Raw genomic sequence first — 17,889 nt, 5'->3', positions numbered from 1 at the left:
CATGCCCGAAACCGAAAAGCCGCTCTTCGGCCACCCATGGATCTTCATCCGCGGCGTGCCCTCCCTGAATTTCCTGCCGCCGGAAGGGCCGTTGGAAGTGGCCTTCGCCGGTCGCTCGAATGTGGGCAAGTCGTCGCTGATCAATGCGCTGGTCGGCCAGAAAGGTCTGGCGCGCACGTCGAACACGCCGGGACGCACGCAGGAACTGAACTATTTCGTTCCGGACGGCTATTCCGGCGAAGGCGGCGACCTGCCGCCGACGGCGATCGTCGACATGCCGGGCTATGGTTATGCGCAGGCGCCGAAGGAGCAGGTCGACAAGTGGACCAAGCTCGTCTTCGATTATTTGCGCGGCCGCGCGACGCTGAAGCGCGTTTATGTGCTGATCGACAGCCGCCACGGCATCAAGAAGAACGACGACGATGTGCTTGATCTGCTCGACAAGGCCGCCGTCTCCTACCAGATCGTGCTCACCAAGACCGACAAGATCAAGGCAGCCGGTGTGCCGAAGCTCATTGCCGAAACGGCGGAAAAGATCCGCAAGCGCCCGGCCGCCTATCCCGGCGTGCTGTCCACCTCGTCCGAAAAAGGCGATGGATTGGACGAACTGCGCCAAGCGATCGCCGAAACCCTCGGTATCGCCCGCTGGAAGTAGGAAAGGCCTGAGCACCCCGACCGCGAAGCCCTGTTTGGTGTAAAGGTCGCCGAGACATCCAAAAGTTGAACACAGCGCAAACGGAAAACTAACGGTTGACGTCGCAGGCTTGATGAGCTAGATAGCGACCATCGAATTTTGCTTGCTGGCTTGGTTATCGCGCGATTGGCACCGCGCCCTGAACGAACTTCCTTTCAAAAATCGCTATCACCATCCGGATCGCCTTGGCGTTGTGGTTCTTCAATATTGCTATGAAAGGGTTCATCATCATGGCCACTGGCACAGTTAAATGGTTCAATTCCACTAAGGGCTTCGGCTTCATTCAGCCTGATAATGGCGGCGACGACGCCTTCGTTCACATCTCTGCCGTCGAGCGCGCCGGAATGCGCGAACTCGTCGAAGGCCAGAAGATCGGCTTCGACCTCGAGCGTGACAACAAGTCGGGCAAGATGTCCGCTTGCAATCTCCAGAACGCTTAAATCGGTATCTGCTTCCCTTTGACCACGGATGTACTGGCACTGCCGGAAGCACGTTATCAATCCAAGGCCAGGCGATTTGCCTGGCCTTTTTCGTTTTCGCTCGCGTGTCGAGCCCGCAGTATCGGACCCAAGATGACAGAGACATACAGCAAATCTCGCCAGCGGGCGGAGATAGCCTTCGGTAACGTCCAGACCCAGTTCTTCGCGAAGAACCAGGCGGCCGAAGAACTCGAATCCGACGCCCAATCGCAACAGGCAAAGACGTTGCGGCTTCGGGAAGCCCGGCTTGCGCGGGAACATAGTAACCGGGTGTCGGCAACCTCTGCCCTCATTGCGAAACGCGCCCGAGCCCGCTGAGATCACAACCCGATCGACAAGGCTCGAGATTTAAACCGCGTCTGAAATGACGGGCTTGCAGCTCTCGCGCTGCAGCATGGCCGAAGGCATGCTGGCATTCACTCGTACCAAGGAAGCGTCAATGGCAGAGACTGCGAACGAACTTCAATCGATCAATACGGCCTGGCAGATCGCCATTCAGGAGATCCTGCGCATGGTGATCAGAGACATGTATCACGGCGGCGGCGAAGCGTCGTTCAGAACCCATATCAAGCGTATCGAAGAAGCGGCCGTCGACAGCATTTATACGGATTTGCGGCTGCGCGGGACTGATGAATGGACGGAAGTGCTGGTCAAGGAAAGGGCGAGCAATTTCGTCACGACCCTGCTGACGTCATTTACCTATGACCGGGCTTAAATAACCCTATGGCCGGCAATCGATGGACGTGCCGCCGATCAATGCTTGCGTCCCCGCAGTTTTTAAAGCAACCCTAGTTCTCCTGCTTGCGGGAGCAGCCGCGTCCAAGAGTAATATTTGATGACCGATAGCAAAGACCAGCCGATTTCGCCGGAAGGCGTCGGCAACTTGCCCCATCTTGCCGAAGCCCTTGATGATGATCGGTTTCGACACTTTCTCGACCATGTGCCATTCGCGGTGGCTGTCTCCGAACTCGGTGGCGACGAGCCGCTGATTTATGTCAATCTCGAATTCGAACGGCTGACGGCGCTCGAGGCAACCCAAGTCCAGGGAAAGCCCTGGCCGGACATTGAATTGAAATCTACCGCCGTCTCCGGAGAGGTGCCGCTGACCGCCGCTGTGACCACTGCAGAAGAGTATATTGGTGCCTTCTCGCTGGTGGCCGAACCCGAGAGCACTATCATTATCGATGTCTGGTCGAATACGATCGTCGACGATGATGACACGCCGCTTTTCCGACTGGTGGCCTTTGCTGCCCGCAATGAGGCGACGGCCGCTGAAAGCTTCAGCGAACTGCTGACGGAGAAAGATGTCCTTCTGCGGGAACTTCAGCATCGCGTGAAGAACAATCTTCAGATGATCACTGCGCTCATCCGAATGGAGGCGCGCAATGCTCAACAGAACGAGGAAAGCGAGAGGTTTGCACGGCTTGCCGGGCGGATTGAAGCCTTGGCCCTGCTCTATCGCTCGCTGTCGGACGAAGAGAAAGGCGCCACAGTCGATCTTGGCACCTATGTCAGCCAGATTGCCGCCTCGGTGATGGCAGCCCATGCCGTGGAAGGGATCCGGCTGGACATGAAGGTCGATACTTGGCCGGTTTCGGTCGATGTCGCCATGCCGGCCGGGCTCGTCATCAACGAACTTCTCACCAATACGCTGAAGCATGCCTTCGTGGGGCGTGATGGCGGCGAGATCACGCTCCGCTGTGTGGTCGGCGATACCGGGTGCAGGATCACCGTTGCAGATAACGGGGTCGGTCTTCCCCAAGACGTCATTTGGCCGCAGCCGGGAAAGCTGAGCGCCATGATCGTGCAGTCGCTGAAACAGAATGCCCGCGCCGAGGTTGAAGTCAGCTCGTCCCCTGACGCCGGGATGAGTGTCTCCCTCGTCTTCCCGAGAGCCGAAGCGGCCCGATAGCCACCTATGTTTGGGGCGCCCCGAAGAGCGCCCCAATACGTCTGCCGATACGAACTGGCTTACATCTTCGGCAGCAGCACCTTGTCGACGACGTGGATGACGCCGTTCGACTGCTTGACGTCGGCGATCGTCACATGGGAGACGCCGCCGTTTTCATCGGTCAAGGTGATCTTGCCCATGCTTTCCTTGGCTTTCAGCACGCAGCCGCCGACGGTCTTGATGTCATGCTCGCCACCGTCATCCTTGATCATCTTGGCAACGGTCTTGGCCATCGCATCGGCCGCAACGACGTGGCAGGTCAGAACCTTGGTCAGCGTCGCCTTGTTTTCCGGCTTCAGCAGCGTATCGACAGTGCCCTTCGGCAGGGCAGCGAAAGCTTCGTTGGTCGGCGCAAAGACGGTGAAGGGGCCCTTGCCCTCGAGCGTGCCGACCAGGCCTGCTGCCTTGACGGCTGCGACCAGCGTCGTGTGATCCTTGGAATTCACGGCGTTCTCGATAATGTTCTTGCTATCGAACATCGCCGCACCGCCGACCGTCGGGTTTTTCGCGGCGGCAAAGGCGACGGCGGACATTGCAGTGGCGAGCGCGAAGCCGCGCAATACGGACTTGATCATGATTTTCTCCTCACCGGACACCATCCGCGGGCTTTATGCCTGAGCGTCGTCCGGACATTTCGAACTACGGAGAGCCGCGCCGAAGAGTTTCAGAAAGGAGACATGATTTATGGCCAGCACGATTACGGCCGGTGCAGGGGACCGCTTGCGATCACCGGACCAGTCGCCTGGCCGGTCGGCGAACCGCCGAAGGGTTCGAGACTGACGGCAAGCGTTGCGCCATCGGCTATCATGCTGCGCAGTTCGGCGGGAATGACGAGTTCACCGCTTTCGCCCGGCTGGAACACACCGAGCGATCTCGTCATACCGCTGCCCGGGACCAGCCAAAGTTCCAGCGACTTCTCTTCCGGCTTGCCGGCGGCGACCGGAACGATCTTCAGCCGGCCGCTCTGAAGCTCGTAGGAGGCCAGAAGATTGATGGTACTGTTCTGGCCCGAAAGCGAGGCCACCAGCGGTGCCGGCCCCTGCGGCTCGGGCACCACGCCGGAGGCGAAGATGACGGCGCTGACGGCGACGACGATGCAGGCGAAGCTCAGCGAGCGCCAGAAAACGGCGGAATTCCACAGCCCCTGAGAAAAAGAGGGGGGCTTTTGGCCATCGCCGAACAGCCGCGCCTCGATCTGCTTGAAGGTTTCCCGGTTCGGAGCGACGCCTTCATACTCGTCGTTGAAGGCGGAGAGGTTGGTTTCCCAGCGGCTGACGATCGCAGCGAAGGGCCGGTCGTGGCGCATGCGCTCTTCCACCACCCGGCGATCCTGCAACGACAGGACGCCAAGCACATATTCGCCGGCGAGAACCTCGTCGCGGGAGCGGTCTCCCTTGCTTTTGTCGGGCGATGTCATCGTTCCATGCACTCTCTCAGTTTCAAGAGGCTGCGCCTGAGCCAGGTCCGCATCGTATTCAACGGAACACCAAACTGATCGGCCAGTTCCTGATAGCTCAGCCCTTCGACATAAGCCCGTTTCACCGCGACCGCACGATCAGCTTCCAACTCTTCCATGCAGGTGTCAATCCGCCTTCCTTCATCCTTGGTCACCGTCTGCATTTCCGGGCCGGGTCCGGCATCGGCAAGATCGTAGACCGTGTCCAATTCGTCGGCGACGGGCTTGCGCGCCCGCAGCGCATCGATCGACCGGTTGCGGGCAATTGCGGCCAGCCATGCCAAGGACGAACCCGAGGCGACGGAGAAGCTGCGAGCGCGTTGCCAGATGCTGATATAGACTTCCTGCAGAGCTTCTTCGGCTTCCGTGCGATCCTTCAAGATACGCAGGCAGATCGAGAAAAGTTTCGGTCCGGTCTGATTGTAGAGGGCCACGAAAGCCCTGCGATCGCCGAGTGCGACGCGGCCGATCAGGTCTGCGATCTCATCGCCTTGCATGCCGTTCCTCATCTCAAGCTTGCGTGCGCCAGACCGTAACGGCGTCCGGCTCCGCGACAGATACGAAAAACTATTGCCCTCTGGATTATTCCCTCTGCCAGAAACTTGCGATAAAAGGCCGCGAACAATTCTGCGGGGTTCCCATGAACGAAACCGAAAGCGAAATGCAGGCGCGGCTTCTGGCCAAGGCACTGCCCTTCATGCAGCGTTACGAGAACAAGACGATTGTCGTGAAATATGGCGGCCACGCCATGGGCAATCCCGAGCTCGGCAAGGCCTTTGCCAGCGACATTGCGCTCTTGAAGCAATCGGGCGTCAACCCGATCGTCGTTCACGGCGGCGGCCCGCAGATCGGCGCCATGCTGAGCAAAATGGGCATCGAATCGAAATTCGAGGGCGGGCTTCGCGTCACCGACCAGAAAACGGTCGAGATCGTCGAGATGGTGCTCGCCGGCTCGATCAACAAGGAAATCGTCGCGCTGATCAACCAGACCGGCGAATGGGCGATCGGCCTTTGCGGCAAGGACGGCAACATGGTCTTCGCCGAAAAGGCGCGCAAGACCATCAAGGATCCGGATTCGAACATCGAGCGCGTGCTCGATCTCGGTTTCGTCGGCGAAGTGGTCGAGGTCGACCGGACGCTGCTCGATCTGCTTGCCCGCTCCGAAATGATCCCGGTCATCGCCCCCGTGGCGCCCGGCCGCGACGGCGCCACCTACAATATCAATGCCGACACGTTCGCCGGCGCTATTGCCGGCGCGCTGAACGCCACCCGGCTGCTGTTCCTGACCGATGTGCCCGGCGTGCTTGACAAGAACGGCCAGCTCATCAAGGAGCTTTCGGTCGCCGAAGCGCATGCGCTGATCGCTGATGGCACGATTTCCGGCGGCATGATCCCGAAGGTCGAGACCTGCATCGATGCGATCAAGGCCGGCGTGCAGGGTGTCGTCATCCTGAACGGCAAGACCGCCCATTCCGTCCTGCTGGAGATCTTCACCGAGCACGGCGTCGGAACGCTGATCGTTCCCTGAACGAGGCTGCGCCCTTCACTTGCGAAGGGCGGATCTTCCTAGCACGGGAACAGGGTATCGAGGAACGAAATGCGCCTGACAGACTGCTATAATTTTCACGATTTCCGGCGCATGGCCAAACGGCGTCTTCCCGGGCCGATATTCGACTACATAGACGGCGGCGCCGATGACGAGGTGACGTACCGGCGCAATACGGCGGCCTTCGAGGCTTGCGATCTGGTGCCCGACGTTTTGCGCGGTGTGGCCGATGTCGATATGTCGGTGACCGTCATGGGGCAGAAGCTCGCAATGCCGGTCTATTGCTCACCGACCGCGTTGCAGCGCCTTTTCCACCACCAGGGGGAGCGGGCGGTCGCGGCGGCGGCGGCAAAACACGGCACGATGTTCGGCGTCTCCTCGCTCGGCACGATCAGCCTGGAGGAAGCCAGACAGATCAGCAACGGGCCGCAGGTCTATCAATTCTATTTCCACAAGGACCGCGGCCTCAACCGCGAGATGATGGCGCGAGCGAAAAATGCCGGCGTGCAGGCGATGATGCTGACGGTCGACAGCATCACCGGCGGCAACCGCGAGCGCGACAAGCGCACGGGCTTTGCCATTCCCTTCAAGCTCAATCTTGCCGGCATGACCCAGTTCGCGATCAAGCCTTCCTGGGCGATCGACTGGCTGACACACGAGCGCTTCCGGCTGCCGCAGCTCGAAAACCACGTCAAGATGGATGGCGGCGCGCTGTCGATCAGCCGATACTTCACCGAGATGCTGGACCCCTCGATGTCGTGGGACGACGTGGCGGAGATGGTGCGCGAATGGGGCGGGCCATTCTGTCTTAAGGGCATCATGTCGGTGGAAGACGCCAAGCACGCGGCCGAGATCGGCTGCAGCGGCATCGTGCTTTCCAATCATGGCGGGCGCCAGCTCGACGGCTCGCGCAGCGCATTCGACCAGCTGGCCGAGATCGTCGACGCGGTGGGCGACCGGATCGACGTGATGATGGATGGCGGCGTGCAGCGGGGAACGCATGTTCTCAAAGCATTGTCGCTGGGGGCGAAAGCCGTCGGGCTCGGGCGCTACTATCTCTTCCCGCTTGCGGCTGCCGGACAGCCCGGCGTCGAACGGGCGCTGGAGACGATGCGCACCGAGATCGAGCGCGGCATGAAGCTGATGGGCTGCACCTCGGTCAGCCAGCTGACGCGGCGAAATCTGCGCTTCCGTTCCTGAGCGGAACGAGATTTCATTGCGGGCCGCAGATTGTCGCAGCAGACCTGCGGCCCTCGGGCATTCGACGTCAGAGCAGGCTGTAAATCGCCGCCGCCTCCTGTTTCAGCTTTTCCATCATCGACCGGTAAGGCCCTGGCCCATAACTGACGCGGCCGACGCCGAGCCTGGCCAGCGTCTTCACATCCGGGGCGCCTGTCCGCATCATGATGTTGACCGGCAACGGCGATGCCGCGCAGATCTTCTCGATCAAGGCGGGATCGATCAAGCCGGGAACGAAGAAGCCGCTGCCGCCGGCGGCCGCATAGGCTTTGCCGCGCTCGATCGCCTCGTCCACCAGACCGGCATGTTTGGAAAGATCGCTCTCGGCCAGGAAGAGATCGGTGCGAGCGTTGATGAAGAAGGGGACGCCCTTACCTTCCGCCATCTCGCGAATGGCACTGATGCGGGCCGCCTGCCTTTCCACCGGATAGAGGCCATCGCCGTCGACCACCTGATCCTCGAAATTGATGCCGATAGCGCCGACCTCCACCAGCTTGGCAACGTTGGCGGCCGCACCTTCAGCCTCGGCCGAATAGGCGCCTTCGAAATCGACCGAAAGCGGCAGGTCGACGGCAGCGGTGATGGATTTCGCCGTGTCGACCAGCACCGACATCGGCAGTTTTTCGCCGTCGGCATAACCATGGGCAGCGGCCACCGACCAGCTTCCCGTCGCAAGCGCCTTGGCGCCGCCATCGGCGACGGCCTTGGCCGTCCCGGCATCCCAGATATTGTAGAGAACAACCGGGTCGCCCTTGCGATGCAATGCACCGAATGCCTTGGCCTTTTCAGTCTGACTCATGCCGTCTCCTCCATGTTGGGTGCTTGTGCTCTGATCTTCTGTTCATGCCGCAGCAGCCATTGCTTGCGCCAGAGCCCGCCGCCGTAGCCGGTCAACGAACCATCCGCGCCGAGGATGCGATGGCAGGGCACGATGATGGCAAGCTGGTTGGCGCCATTGGCGCGGCCGACGGCACGCACGACTTCCGGCCTTTCCATCTCCCTTGCAAGATCGCCATAGGCGCGCGTCTGGCCGGCGGGAATCTCCATGAGCTTTGCCCAGACATGTTTTTCGAAAGGTGTGCCGCCGAGCGCCAACGGCGTCTTGAAGACGGCGAGCCGCCCTTCGAAATAGTCCCGGATCTCCGCCTCGATCTGATCGATAGCAGGAGTGCGGCCGATCGCGACCGACGAGCGGACGCGCTTCTGCAGCGCCTCGAGCTCGGTCGGCAGCGCCTTACGGTCGTGGAATTCGAGAAGATGCAGATGCATCTGGTCTGCAACGGCTATCATCGGCCCCAGCGGCGTGTCGAACCAGTCGGCAAAGAGCAGCTCGCGGTTCTGCGACAACGCCGGCGCCTTGCCGACCAGCCGCTGGAAAGCCGCCCGGAAACCGCTTGGGGAGTCATATCCCGCATCGAGCTGCGCATCGATGACGCGCGCGCCATCGGCCAGTTGCCGGGCCGCCTCGCCCAGCCGGCGATAGCGGACGATATCGTGGAAGGTCACACCGAGCCCGCGTTTGAAGGCGCGGCGCACGGTCGAGGGATCATGGCCGCGGCGCACGAGCTCATCCTCGGTCCAGCGCAGCTGCGGCTCACGGTCCAATGCGGCAAGCAGCTCGTCGACGATCGGCTCCCTGCCCGGCTGCTCCAGCGGTCTGCAGCGCTGGCAAGGGCGGAAGCCCGAATGCATGCAGGCGGCGATCGTATCGAAAAAGAGCGTGTTTTCCCGCTTCGGCTTGCGCGCCGGGCAGGTCAGGCGGCAGAAGATGCCTGTCGTCTTGACGCAAACATAGGCCTGGCCCTCATAATCGGCACTGCGTGCGATCAGGGCGTCATAGAGCGTATCGTCATCGGGGCGTTCGAAAAGCATGACCGCTTTCTAGCATTCCGTGCCTGCGCCGTCCGCCGAAAATCGGGCGTCTATTCTTTCTTGTCGATTTCCTTGGCGGATAAGCCGTGCCATAAGACCGCCATGACCAAGATCGACCGCACGCCTGATAAAGCCGATTTCCAGCACGTCACAGACTGGGTCTTCGACCTCGACAACACGCTCTATCCGCATCATGTCAATCTCTTCGCGCAGATCGACAAGAACATGACCGCCTATGTTGCGGCACTCTTGCAGATGGAGCGGGAAGAGGCGCGCAAGCTGCAGAAGCAATATTACCTCGAGCATGGCACGACGCTACAGGGCCTGATGATCCACCACGGCGTCGACCCGAACGACTTCCTCGAAAAGGCGCATGCGATCGATTACACGGCGCTGACGCCGCAGCCGGAACTCGGCGAGGCGATCAAGGCGCTGCCGGGGCGCAAGTTCATCTTCACCAATGGCAGCGTCAAGCATGCCGAGATGACGGCGGAGGCGCTCGGCATTCTCGAGCATTTCGACGATATCTTCGATATCGTCGCCGCCGACTACGTGCCGAAACCGGCGCAGGCGACCTACGACAAATTCACGGCGCTGAAGCGGGTCGAAACCACCAAGGCGGCTATGTTCGAGGATCTGCCGCGCAACCTGACGGTGCCGAAGGCGCTCGGCATGCAGACCGTGCTGCTGGTGCCGCGCAATCTGGAAGAGACGGTCGTCGAATGGTGGGAAAAGACCAGCGGCGAGGAGGATCATATCGATTTCGTCACCGACGATCTCGCCGCCTTCCTCGGCAAGATTACCGGCTGAAGCATTACGAAGTTTTCATTCAGCTTACCGATGTTTAACTGGGTCTTTCGGGCCTGCTGCCATAGCTTCTTTCGTGAGGGGACACCTTACGAAAGGCAAACACGATGTTCCGCAACAAGCTGATACTGGCAGCGCTTTCCTCCACCCTCATCTTCGGCGCAGCCGCCGGGGCAGGCTTTGCCGCACCCGGTGACGGGCCGCGTCAGCACCCCGGCAGGCACGGTCCGGGGCCTGCTGCCTTCCGCGAAATCACCTATGTCCGCATGCTGAAGCAATTCGATACGAACAAGGATGGACAGGTCTCCAAGGACGAGGTGACCGCCGGCCTCGACAAGATCTTCGCCGCCATCGATACCAACAAGGATGGCTCGCTGACCCCGGGCGAAATCCGTGAGTACCGGAAAACGCAGATGCAGGCGATGCGAGGCCAGCGCAAGCAGGAGACCGGCGAAAACAAGGATGCGAACGCCGCAGCCGCGACGGCAGACAATAACGACCAGGGACGGCTGCCGCGCGAAGGTCACGATGGTCGTGACGGGCATCGCTGGATGCGCCATGGCGGCAACATCATGCGCGCCTCGATCATGATGCAGCGGATCGACACCGACCAGAACGGCCAGATTTCCAAACAGGAAGCCACAGCCGCCTTCGACAAGCTGTTTGCGCGGATGGACCGCAACAAGGATGGCGTCATCTCGATCGACGACATGCCGGACCGGCCGCTTTTGTAAGGCCAGACGAGCCGATGTATCCCCACTCTTTCCCTGCTCCGGCGGGGAAAGAGTGGGAGATTCGTCGAAACGCCGCGTTCTGGCTCCTATTCGCGGTGTTCGTAGAAATTCTGGACGATCTTCCACGCCTCTTCGGCCGTATCGACGAAGCTGATCAGCTTGACGTCCTCGGGCGCAATCGTGCCGAATTCGGCCAATGCGTCGAAATTGATGATGCTCCGCCAGAACGCCTCCCCGAAAAGGATCAGCGGCAGGCGCTCCATGCGGCCGGTCTGGATCAGCGTCAGGCATTCGAAGAATTCGTCGAGCGTGCCGAAGCCGCCGGGAAAGACGGCGATCGCCTTGGCGCGCACCATGAAGTGCATCTTGCGGATGGCGAAATAGTGGAAGTTGAAGCTGAGCTCCGGCGTCACATAGGCGTTCGGCGCCTGCTCGTGCGGCAGCACGATGTTGAGGCCGATCGAAGGCGCGCCCTCGTCGGCCGCGCCGCGATTGCCGGCCTCCATCACGCCGGGGCCGCCGCCGGTGACGATGACATATTCGTGGAAATTGAAGGTGGCCGAATATTTCGAGCAGAGCCGGGCGAATTTTCGCGCCTCGTCATAATAGACGGAAGCCGCCTCCAGGTTGACGCGCTGGATATCGTTGCGGGCTGCCCAGGCGCTCTGGCCGGGGGCGGGAATGCGGGCGCCGCCGAACATGACGACGGTCGACTTGATGCCGCGTTCGGTCAGCATCATCTCCGTCTTCAACAGCTCCAGCTGCAGCCGGATCGGCCGTAACTCCTCGCGGCAGAGAAAATCCTCGTCGACATAGGCAAGGCGGTAGGCAGGCGACATCGTCTGCGGCGTCTTCGGCACGGCTTCGGCGCGCTGCCTGTCGGTCGAGCTGCTCTTCAGCGGGTCCCATACGCCGTCCTTGCGCCGCGAACCGCCGTTTCGTCCCTTTGCCATGTCGAAATGCCTTTCAGTAGTGCCGGCTACGAAGCCGGATATGTCGCTATAACGCCTTGAATCCAGATATGATCTTGTCGGAAAAATCATTCCGTTCTACGGCTTCATGCTGTAGAGCAGGATACACCCCGCCAACCGCATTCCGGAGACCCCGCCGTCTCCACGATAAAGATCGAAGTTTAAGGAATTCTCATGAGCGCCACCGACCTCGCATCCCTCGAAAAGATCATCGAAGCCGCCTTCGACAATCGCGACAATGTGAACACGTCGACGAAGGGCGAGGTTCGCGATGCCGTCGAAGCAGCGCTCGATCTGCTCGATGCCGGCAAGGCCCGTGTCGCCGAACGCGGCGCCGACGGCGCCTGGACGGTCAATCAATGGCTGAAGAAGGCCGTGCTGCTGTCCTTCCGCCTCAACGACATGGACGTGGTGAAGGGCGGCTCGGACAATTCCACCTGGTGGGACAAGGTGCCCTCGAAATTCGAGAACTGGGGCGAGAACCAGTTCCGCGCCGCCGGCTTCCGCGCCGTGCCGAATTGCGTCGTGCGCCGTTCGGCCTATATCGCGCCGAACGCCATCCTGATGCCTTCCTTCGTCAACCTCGGCGCCTATGTCGGCGAAGGCACGATGGTCGATACCTGGGCAACGGTCGGCTCCTGCGCGCAGATCGGCAAACATGTGCATCTCTCCGGCGGCGTCGGCATCGGCGGCGTGTTGGAGCCGATGCAGGCCGGCCCGACAATCATCGAGGACAATTGCTTCATCGGCGCCCGTTCCGAGGTGGTCGAAGGCTGCATCATCCGCGAGGGCTCGGTGCTCGGCATGGGCGTCTTTATCGGCAAGTCGACCAAGATCGTCGATCGCGCCACCGGCGAGGTGAGCTACGGCGAAGTGCCGCCTTATTCCGTCGTCGTCGCCGGCTCGATGCCGTCGGGCAATGCGACGATGGGCAACGGCCAGCCGGCGCCGCATCTCTACTGCGCTGTCATCGTCAAGCGCGTCGATGAAAAGACCCGCTCGAAGACCGGCATCAACGAGCTGCTCAGAGATTGATGACACCGGGACATTGATCCGGTAAACAGACGGCGTCTTTTTACGCGAGGCGGCCCCGCCTTGCCATGTCTTTGCCATTCCCGCCGGATAGTTCGACCGCCATGACCGCTACCGACCCCGTCGCCAATCTTCAGACGCTGATTCGCTGCCCGTCCGTGACGCCCGCCGAAGGCGGCGCGCTCACGGCGCTGGAGGCGATGCTTGCGCCGCTCGGCTTTACGGTCGACAGGGTGAAGGCGAGCGAAGAGGGAACACCCGACATCGAAAACCTCTATGCCCGCCTCGGCAAGGACGGTCCGCATCTGATGTTTGCCGGGCATACCGATGTCGTGCCGGTCGGCGACGAAGCCGCTTGGACGCATCCGCCCTTTGAGGCCCAGATTTCGAAGGGCGAGCTTTTCGGCCGCGGCGCCGTCGACATGAAGGGCGGCATCGCCTGTTTCGTCGCCGCCGTCGCCCGCCATATCGAGAAAAACGGGCCGCCCAAGGGCTCGATCTCCTTTCTTATCACCGGCGACGAAGAAGGCCCGGCGATCAACGGCACGATCAAGTTGCTGCAATGGGCGGCCGAGCGCGGCGAGCGCTGGGATGCCTGCCTTGTCGGCGAGCCGACCAATCCGGACAGGCTCGGCGACATGATCAAGATCGGCCGGCGCGGCTCGCTGTCGGGTAAAATCACCGTTCGCGGCGTCCAGGGCCATGCCGCCTATCCGCATCTTGCCGACAATCCGGTGCGCGGCATGCTGCAACTGACGCAGGCGCTGATGGACCCGCCGTTTGACGGCGGCACCGACGATTTCCAGCCGTCGAACCTCGAAGTGACCACGGTCGATGTCGGCAATCCGGCGACCAATGTCATTCCGGCCAAGGCATCGGCAAGCTTCAACATTCGCTTCAACGACAGCTGGACGGTCGAAACGCTGCGTGCCGAAATCCTGCGCCGTCTCGACGCCGCCGCAGGCAACGGCGCGTTGCGGCCGGGCCGCGAACCGGTGGCCTATGATATCGTCTGGGCCGATCGGCCGAGCCATGTCTTCCTGACGCGCAACAATGCGCTGATCGCCTCGCTGTCTTCAGCCGTCGAAAGCGCTTCCGGCCAGTCGCCGCGGCTTTCGACCACCGGTGGCACATCGGATGCGCGCTTCATCAAGGATTATTGCCCGGTCGTCGAGTTCGGCCTCGTCGGCCAAACGATGCACATGGTCGATGAGCGCGTCGCTGTCGCCGATCTGGAGACGCTGACGGCGATCTACGAAACCTTCATCGCCCGCTGGTTCGCCAATGCCGGGCTTTAGGGAGGTTCAGTACTATTTGGCCGGCCTCTGGCTGCTGATCCGGCTGGATCCGCGTGGCTTCCGCTACCTCGACATGTCCGAGCGCGGCGTCAACCGTTCGTTCTGGGCGATGCTCTGGTGCCTGCCGCCGATGGGCATTTCCTGGCTCTGGTGGCGACAGGCCTTCCTGCGGGCGATGCCGCCGGAAGCCGATGTCGATCTTCCTTTCTATATCAGGCTCGGCCTCGTTGAGGTCGCCAACTGGTTCGTGCCGCTGATCTTTGCCGGGTTGCTGCTGCTTGCCTTCCGCATGGGCGAGCGCTTCGCCCCGGTCGTCGTCAGCGTCAACTGGCTCGGCGTGCCGCTTTCCTATATCAACGGGCTGCTGCTGGCGCTGGTGTTCTTCCTGCCCGGATCCGTCGGCCTCGTCTCGCTGCTGCTGCTCGCCTTCATGCTGGCGCAGGTCTTCGTGCTGGCGCGCATTCTCCGGATGATCTGCCATGGCCATGCGCTGATGACCGGGGCGCTGACACTGGTGCTGCTCGTGCCGTCGATGATCCTTTCGGAATATCTGCAGCACTTCCTCGGCATCTATCCCGCCTAGAGCATGATGCCGAAAAGTGTGAGCGGTTTTCGGGCGACATCATGCTCTAATTCTTTAATTTAGAACAGGATTCAGATTTTAGGCCGACCCGGCCTAAAATCATCCTGTTCTAGGCAAGCTTACGAGGGATCATCAGCATCCTCGTCATTGGCATCGGCATCGGTGACCGGCCTTCGGCGATCGGGGATCACCTCGGGATAATCCACCTGCATGAAATAGAGCCCGTCCGGCGGCGCCACCGGGCCGCAGGCCTTGCGGTCGCGCGCTTCAAGCGCCGCCTCGACATCATCAGGTGTCCATTTGCCTTCGCCGGCAAGCTTCAGCGTGCCGGCGAAGGAACGGATCTGGTTATGGAGAAAACTCTGCGCCGTAGCGCGGATCTCGATCAGCTCGCCGTTGCGCGTCACATCCAGCCGGTCGAGCGTGCGGACCGGACTGTTTGCCTGGCAATGGGCGGCGCGGAAGGTGGAGAAATCGTGCCGGCCGACCAGCCTCTGGGCGGCGGCATGCATGACCTCGTGATCGAGCACCTTCGGCACCCACCAGGCCTTGCCGGCTTCGAGCGCCAGCGGCGCCCGGCGGCTGACGATGCGATAGAGGTAATGGCGCCGCAGCGCCGAAAAGCGCGCATCGAAGAACTCGGGCGCCGCCTCGACGTCGAGTATGGAGACGCGCTCGCCGGCAAGCCTCAGATGCGCGTTCAAGGCATTCTGCAGCTGGTAGGGCGACCAGTCCTTCGAAAGATCGGCATGGATCACCTGCCCCATGGCGTGGACGCCGGAATCGGTGCGTCCGGCGCCGCGAACCGACACGGTCTCGCCGGTCAGCGACAGCACCGCCGCCTCGATCGCGCCCTGCACCGAGGGGCCGTTCTCCTGCCGCTGCCAGCCGACATAGGGGCCGCCGTCATATTCGACGGTCATGCGGAAACGCGGCATCAGGAAAGCCTCGTGCCCGCCGCAAGCGGCGTGCCCCTGAGGAAATCGGCCGCCGCCAGCGGCTTGCCGCCGGCCTTCTGCAGCCTGGTCAGCCGCACGGCGCCCGAGCCGCAAGCGACCACGAGATCATCCGTCAGCAATTGCCCGGCAGCACCCTGCCCTTCAGCCAGTTCGGACGCCAGCACCTTCACCCGCTCCGGCTTGCCGCCGATTTCGAGCGCGAACCAGGCACCCGGAAACGGCGCCAGGCCACGGATGTGATTGTGCACGTCGCTGGCATCCCTGGAAAAATCGATGCGCGTCTCGGCCTTGTCGATCTTGGCAGCATAGAGCACGCCGTCTTCCGGCTGCGGCGTCAGCGGCAGGTCGTTCATTTCGAGTTTCACCATGGCTTCCGCCATCGCCTTGGCGCCGACCTGCATCAGCCGGTCGTGCAGCTCGCCAGCCGTCATGTTCGGGCCGATCTCTACTTCGCGGGTCAGCGCGACCGCGCCGGTATCCAGACCCTTGTCCATCTTCATCACCATCATGCCGGTCTTTGCGTCGCCGGCCATGATCGCCCGCTGGATGGGAGCCGCACCCCGCCAGCGTGGCAGAAGCGAGGCATGGCCGTTGTAGCAGCCATCCCTTGTGCCGTTCAAAATCGCTTCCGGCAGCAACAGTCCGTAGGCAACGACGACGCCGACATCGGCATTCAGGTCCCGAAACCTCTCGCGCTCCTCGGGGTCCTTGAAATTGACCGGGGTGAAGACAGGCAGGCCGAGCAGTTCGGCCGCCTGATGCACCGGCGATTTCTGCAGATCGAGGCCGCGCCGCCCGCCCGGCCGTGGCGGCTGCGTATAAACCGCAACGATCCCGTGACCGGCATCGACGAGCAGGCGCAGGGTCGGAACCGAGAACTCCGGGGTTCCCATGAAGATGATGCGAAGAGACATTTTATCTCGCCAATTGAGGATCAACCGTCTTCAAACGGGTTTACGAGCTTGAGATCAAGCCCCTCGAAATCTCGGGTATTGCGGGTCGCAAGCGTTGCGCCGTTTGCAAGGCAGATGGCGGCAATCATAGCATCCTGGACCGAAATCGGCCGCCCCATGCTTTCGCGTTTCGCCCGCAAACGACCGGTTGCCATGGCCGTTTCCAAATCCCAGCCGGCGATACGATCGCGAAACTGGCCTTTCACCAAATTCTCGATCGCGCGAAAGAAGCGGTCCGATCCTGTCTTCAAGAAAACCCTTTCGGCTCCGTAAATCTGCTCCATCAAACCAACCGTGCAAAGCCAGATTCTCGTGCCATCCTGCCGCAATATCCAAGCCTTCACCTTTTCATTCGGCATTGGCCTGGCAAACTCGGAAATCACATTCGTATCGAGAACGATCATTCGAAATCCTCGAACGGACGGCCGAAATCTTTTTTCCGCGCGGCCTCGATTTCGTCCATGATTGCAGCAAATTCATCGTCGACTGCATTTTCGCTGACGAAAGCGGCGCGTATTGCGTCATACGCCGACAAAGTCTCTGGCTTTGCTTCGGTTTTTCTTTTCAGCGCTTCCCGCAAAAGCTCCTTGGCCTCGTCCGAAAGGCTGTTTCCGCTCCGCTGCGCCGATTGCGCAATGTCTCGCTTCAATGCTTCGGAAATGTTTCTGATCAGAAAATCACCCATTCGGCACCTCCACTATGATATCAGTGATATCATAGTATCTCGCCGATGAATTTTCAACGCAGCGTCAGAGCGCCTTGGACTTCGCCGCCTTGGTGAACTTCTTGATCACCATCTCCCGCTTCAGCCGCGAAATGTAATCGATGAAGAGCACGCCGTTCAGGTGGTCGATCTCGTGCTGCAGGCAGGTGGCGAGCAGGCCATCGGCTTCCACCGTCTGTTCCTTGCCGTTCCGGTCGAGATACTTGACCGAGACAGTGGCCGGGCGCTCGACCTCGGCATAATAATCCGGAATCGAAAGGCAGCCTTCCTCATAGACGGAGCGCTCGTCGGAGGATGTGAGGACCTCCGGATTGATGAAGACCTGCGGCTGCCTTTCTTCGCCCTCGCGCGAAATGTCGATGACGAGCATGCGGCGCGGCACGCCGATCTGGATCGCGGCAAGGCCAATGCCCGGCGCGTCGTACATGGTTTCCAGCATATCGTCGGCAAGACGCTGCAGGTCGGAATCCACCCGCTCGATCGGCTTGGACAGCTGGCGGAGAACGGGATCGGGAAGAATGATGAGTGGCTTGATGGTCATGGCGTTCCCATAACCCATCTTTTCCGACTATGGAATTATCCGGTAGGCGG

23 protein-coding genes are annotated in these 17,889 nt (G+C 61.2%); 12 read left to right on the top strand and 11 right to left on the bottom strand.

Annotated elements, in window-relative coordinates:
• Position 1: 1 nt before the first annotated feature.
• The 5 genes from yihA to RlegSU303_RS00390 all read left to right on the top strand — a co-directional run bounded on the left by yihA (position 2) and on the right by RlegSU303_RS00390 (position 3,085).
• The gene (gene yihA, locus RlegSU303_RS00410; protein WP_129417738.1) at positions 2–655 is read left to right on the top strand and encodes a ribosome biogenesis GTP-binding protein YihA/YsxC; all 654 of its coding nucleotides are present in this window, start codon (positions 2–4) and stop codon (positions 653–655) included.
• 269 nt (positions 656–924) lie between these two features.
• Complete coding sequence (locus RlegSU303_RS00405; protein WP_003545000.1) at positions 925–1,134, top strand: cold-shock protein; 210 nt, start codon at positions 925–927, stop codon at positions 1,132–1,134.
• A gap of 132 nt (positions 1,135–1,266) precedes the next feature.
• Positions 1,267–1,491: a hypothetical protein gene (locus tag RlegSU303_RS00400; protein ID WP_027666179.1), complete on the top strand. Its 225-nt coding sequence runs from the start codon at positions 1,267–1,269 to the stop codon at positions 1,489–1,491.
• A 121-nt stretch (positions 1,492–1,612) separates the two neighbouring features.
• Positions 1,613–1,888, top strand: a complete 276-nt coding sequence (locus RlegSU303_RS00395; protein ID WP_024323874.1) for a hypothetical protein — start codon at positions 1,613–1,615, stop codon at positions 1,886–1,888.
• A gap of 120 nt (positions 1,889–2,008) precedes the next feature.
• Positions 2,009–3,085: a sensor histidine kinase gene (locus tag RlegSU303_RS00390; protein ID WP_222402352.1), complete on the top strand. Its 1,077-nt coding sequence runs from the start codon at positions 2,009–2,011 to the stop codon at positions 3,083–3,085.
• Between the two features lie 59 nt (positions 3,086–3,144).
• Here the strand turns inward: RlegSU303_RS00390 and RlegSU303_RS00385 are convergent, their stop codons facing one another.
• From RlegSU303_RS00385 to RlegSU303_RS00375, 3 genes are all read right to left on the bottom strand, one after another.
• Positions 3,145–3,699: a fasciclin domain-containing protein gene (locus RlegSU303_RS00385; protein WP_011650236.1), complete on the bottom strand. Its 555-nt coding sequence runs from the start codon at positions 3,697–3,699 to the stop codon at positions 3,145–3,147.
• A gap of 122 nt (positions 3,700–3,821) precedes the next feature.
• On the bottom strand, positions 3,822–4,541 hold the full coding sequence (locus RlegSU303_RS00380) for an anti-sigma factor (protein WP_062943799.1): 720 nt from the start codon (positions 4,539–4,541) through the stop codon (positions 3,822–3,824).
• Positions 4,538–5,077: a sigma-70 family RNA polymerase sigma factor gene (locus RlegSU303_RS00375; RefSeq protein WP_017958754.1), complete on the bottom strand. Its 540-nt coding sequence runs from the start codon at positions 5,075–5,077 to the stop codon at positions 4,538–4,540. The genes RlegSU303_RS00380 and RlegSU303_RS00375 overlap by 4 nt, the downstream gene beginning before the upstream one ends.
• Before the next feature lie 143 nt (positions 5,078–5,220).
• Between RlegSU303_RS00375 and argB the strand changes: the two genes are divergently transcribed.
• The gene (gene argB, locus RlegSU303_RS00370; RefSeq protein ID WP_003556104.1) at positions 5,221–6,108 is read left to right on the top strand and encodes an acetylglutamate kinase; all 888 of its coding nucleotides are present in this window, start codon (positions 5,221–5,223) and stop codon (positions 6,106–6,108) included.
• A 69-nt stretch (positions 6,109–6,177) separates the two neighbouring features.
• Positions 6,178–7,326 (top strand): alpha-hydroxy acid oxidase, encoded by a 1,149-nt coding sequence (locus RlegSU303_RS00365; RefSeq protein WP_017958753.1) that lies wholly within the window; start codon positions 6,178–6,180, stop codon positions 7,324–7,326.
• A gap of 67 nt (positions 7,327–7,393) precedes the next feature.
• On the opposite strand, the gene RlegSU303_RS00360 is transcribed toward RlegSU303_RS00365, so the two are convergent.
• Together RlegSU303_RS00360 and RlegSU303_RS00355 are read right to left on the bottom strand one after the other, a co-directional pair.
• Entirely contained in the window at positions 7,394–8,164 is a 771-nt protein-coding gene (locus RlegSU303_RS00360) for an isocitrate lyase/PEP mutase family protein (protein WP_131643991.1), read from the bottom strand.
• Positions 8,161–9,237 carry a bifunctional transcriptional activator/DNA repair enzyme AdaA gene (locus tag RlegSU303_RS00355; protein WP_231283344.1) on the bottom strand — a complete coding sequence of 359 codons (1,077 nt, stop codon included), beginning with the start codon at positions 9,235–9,237 and terminating at the stop codon, positions 8,161–8,163. Before RlegSU303_RS00355 ends, RlegSU303_RS00360 begins: the two co-directional genes overlap by 4 nt.
• A 102-nt stretch (positions 9,238–9,339) precedes the next feature.
• Between RlegSU303_RS00355 and RlegSU303_RS00350 the strand changes: the two genes are divergently transcribed.
• Together RlegSU303_RS00350 and RlegSU303_RS00345 are read left to right on the top strand one after the other, a co-directional pair.
• Positions 9,340–10,047: a pyrimidine 5'-nucleotidase gene (locus tag RlegSU303_RS00350; RefSeq protein WP_231283343.1), complete on the top strand. Its 708-nt coding sequence runs from the start codon at positions 9,340–9,342 to the stop codon at positions 10,045–10,047.
• A gap of 104 nt (positions 10,048–10,151) precedes the next feature.
• A complete protein-coding gene (locus RlegSU303_RS00345) occupies positions 10,152–10,778 on the top strand; it encodes an EF-hand domain-containing protein (RefSeq protein WP_017958749.1) in 627 nt (208 codons plus the stop codon).
• Between the two features lie 86 nt (positions 10,779–10,864).
• Here RlegSU303_RS00345 and RlegSU303_RS00340 read toward each other — a convergent pair whose 3' ends face one another.
• Positions 10,865–11,731, bottom strand: coding sequence for an LOG family protein (locus RlegSU303_RS00340; protein ID WP_017958748.1), 867 nt, complete (start codon positions 11,729–11,731; stop codon positions 10,865–10,867).
• A gap of 192 nt (positions 11,732–11,923) precedes the next feature.
• On the opposite strand from RlegSU303_RS00340, the gene dapD reads away from it, so the two are divergent.
• The 3 genes from dapD to RlegSU303_RS00325 all read left to right on the top strand — a co-directional run bounded on the left by dapD (position 11,924) and on the right by RlegSU303_RS00325 (position 14,662).
• Positions 11,924–12,784, top strand: a complete 861-nt coding sequence (gene dapD, locus RlegSU303_RS00335) for a 2,3,4,5-tetrahydropyridine-2,6-dicarboxylate N-succinyltransferase (RefSeq protein ID WP_231283342.1) — start codon at positions 11,924–11,926, stop codon at positions 12,782–12,784.
• A 101-nt stretch (positions 12,785–12,885) separates the two neighbouring features.
• Positions 12,886–14,079 (top strand): succinyl-diaminopimelate desuccinylase, encoded by a 1,194-nt coding sequence (gene dapE / locus RlegSU303_RS00330; protein ID WP_131707854.1) that lies wholly within the window; start codon positions 12,886–12,888, stop codon positions 14,077–14,079.
• Positions 14,066–14,662, top strand: coding sequence for a hypothetical protein (locus RlegSU303_RS00325; RefSeq protein ID WP_017958745.1), 597 nt, complete (start codon positions 14,066–14,068; stop codon positions 14,660–14,662). The genes dapE and RlegSU303_RS00325 overlap by 14 nt, the downstream gene beginning before the upstream one ends.
• 119 nt (positions 14,663–14,781) lie before the next feature.
• On the opposite strand, the gene truA is transcribed toward RlegSU303_RS00325, so the two are convergent.
• From truA to def, 5 genes are all read right to left on the bottom strand, one after another.
• The gene (gene truA / locus RlegSU303_RS00320; protein ID WP_027666163.1) at positions 14,782–15,600 is read right to left on the bottom strand and encodes a tRNA pseudouridine(38-40) synthase TruA; all 819 of its coding nucleotides are present in this window, start codon (positions 15,598–15,600) and stop codon (positions 14,782–14,784) included.
• Positions 15,600–16,535 (bottom strand): methionyl-tRNA formyltransferase, encoded by a 936-nt coding sequence (fmt, locus tag RlegSU303_RS00315; protein WP_131719556.1) that lies wholly within the window; start codon positions 16,533–16,535, stop codon positions 15,600–15,602. Before fmt ends, truA begins: the two co-directional genes overlap by 1 nt.
• 20 nt (positions 16,536–16,555) lie before the next feature.
• Positions 16,556–16,978 (bottom strand): type II toxin-antitoxin system VapC family toxin, encoded by a 423-nt coding sequence (locus tag RlegSU303_RS00310; RefSeq protein WP_017958742.1) that lies wholly within the window; start codon positions 16,976–16,978, stop codon positions 16,556–16,558.
• Positions 16,975–17,259, bottom strand: coding sequence for a FitA-like ribbon-helix-helix domain-containing protein (locus RlegSU303_RS00305; protein WP_017958741.1), 285 nt, complete (start codon positions 17,257–17,259; stop codon positions 16,975–16,977). The genes RlegSU303_RS00310 and RlegSU303_RS00305 overlap by 4 nt, the downstream gene beginning before the upstream one ends.
• A gap of 64 nt (positions 17,260–17,323) precedes the next feature.
• Complete coding sequence (gene def / locus RlegSU303_RS00300; RefSeq protein ID WP_026158483.1) at positions 17,324–17,839, bottom strand: peptide deformylase; 516 nt, start codon at positions 17,837–17,839, stop codon at positions 17,324–17,326.
• Between the last annotated feature and the right edge of the window lie 50 nt (positions 17,840–17,889).

The organism is Rhizobium sp. SU303, assembly GCF_021052345.1.
Taxonomy (GTDB): Bacteria; Pseudomonadota; Alphaproteobacteria; order Rhizobiales; family Rhizobiaceae; genus Rhizobium; species Rhizobium laguerreae.
Note: the sequence above shows the minus strand (reverse complement) of the source record. Positions and strands in the feature narration are given on the sequence as shown.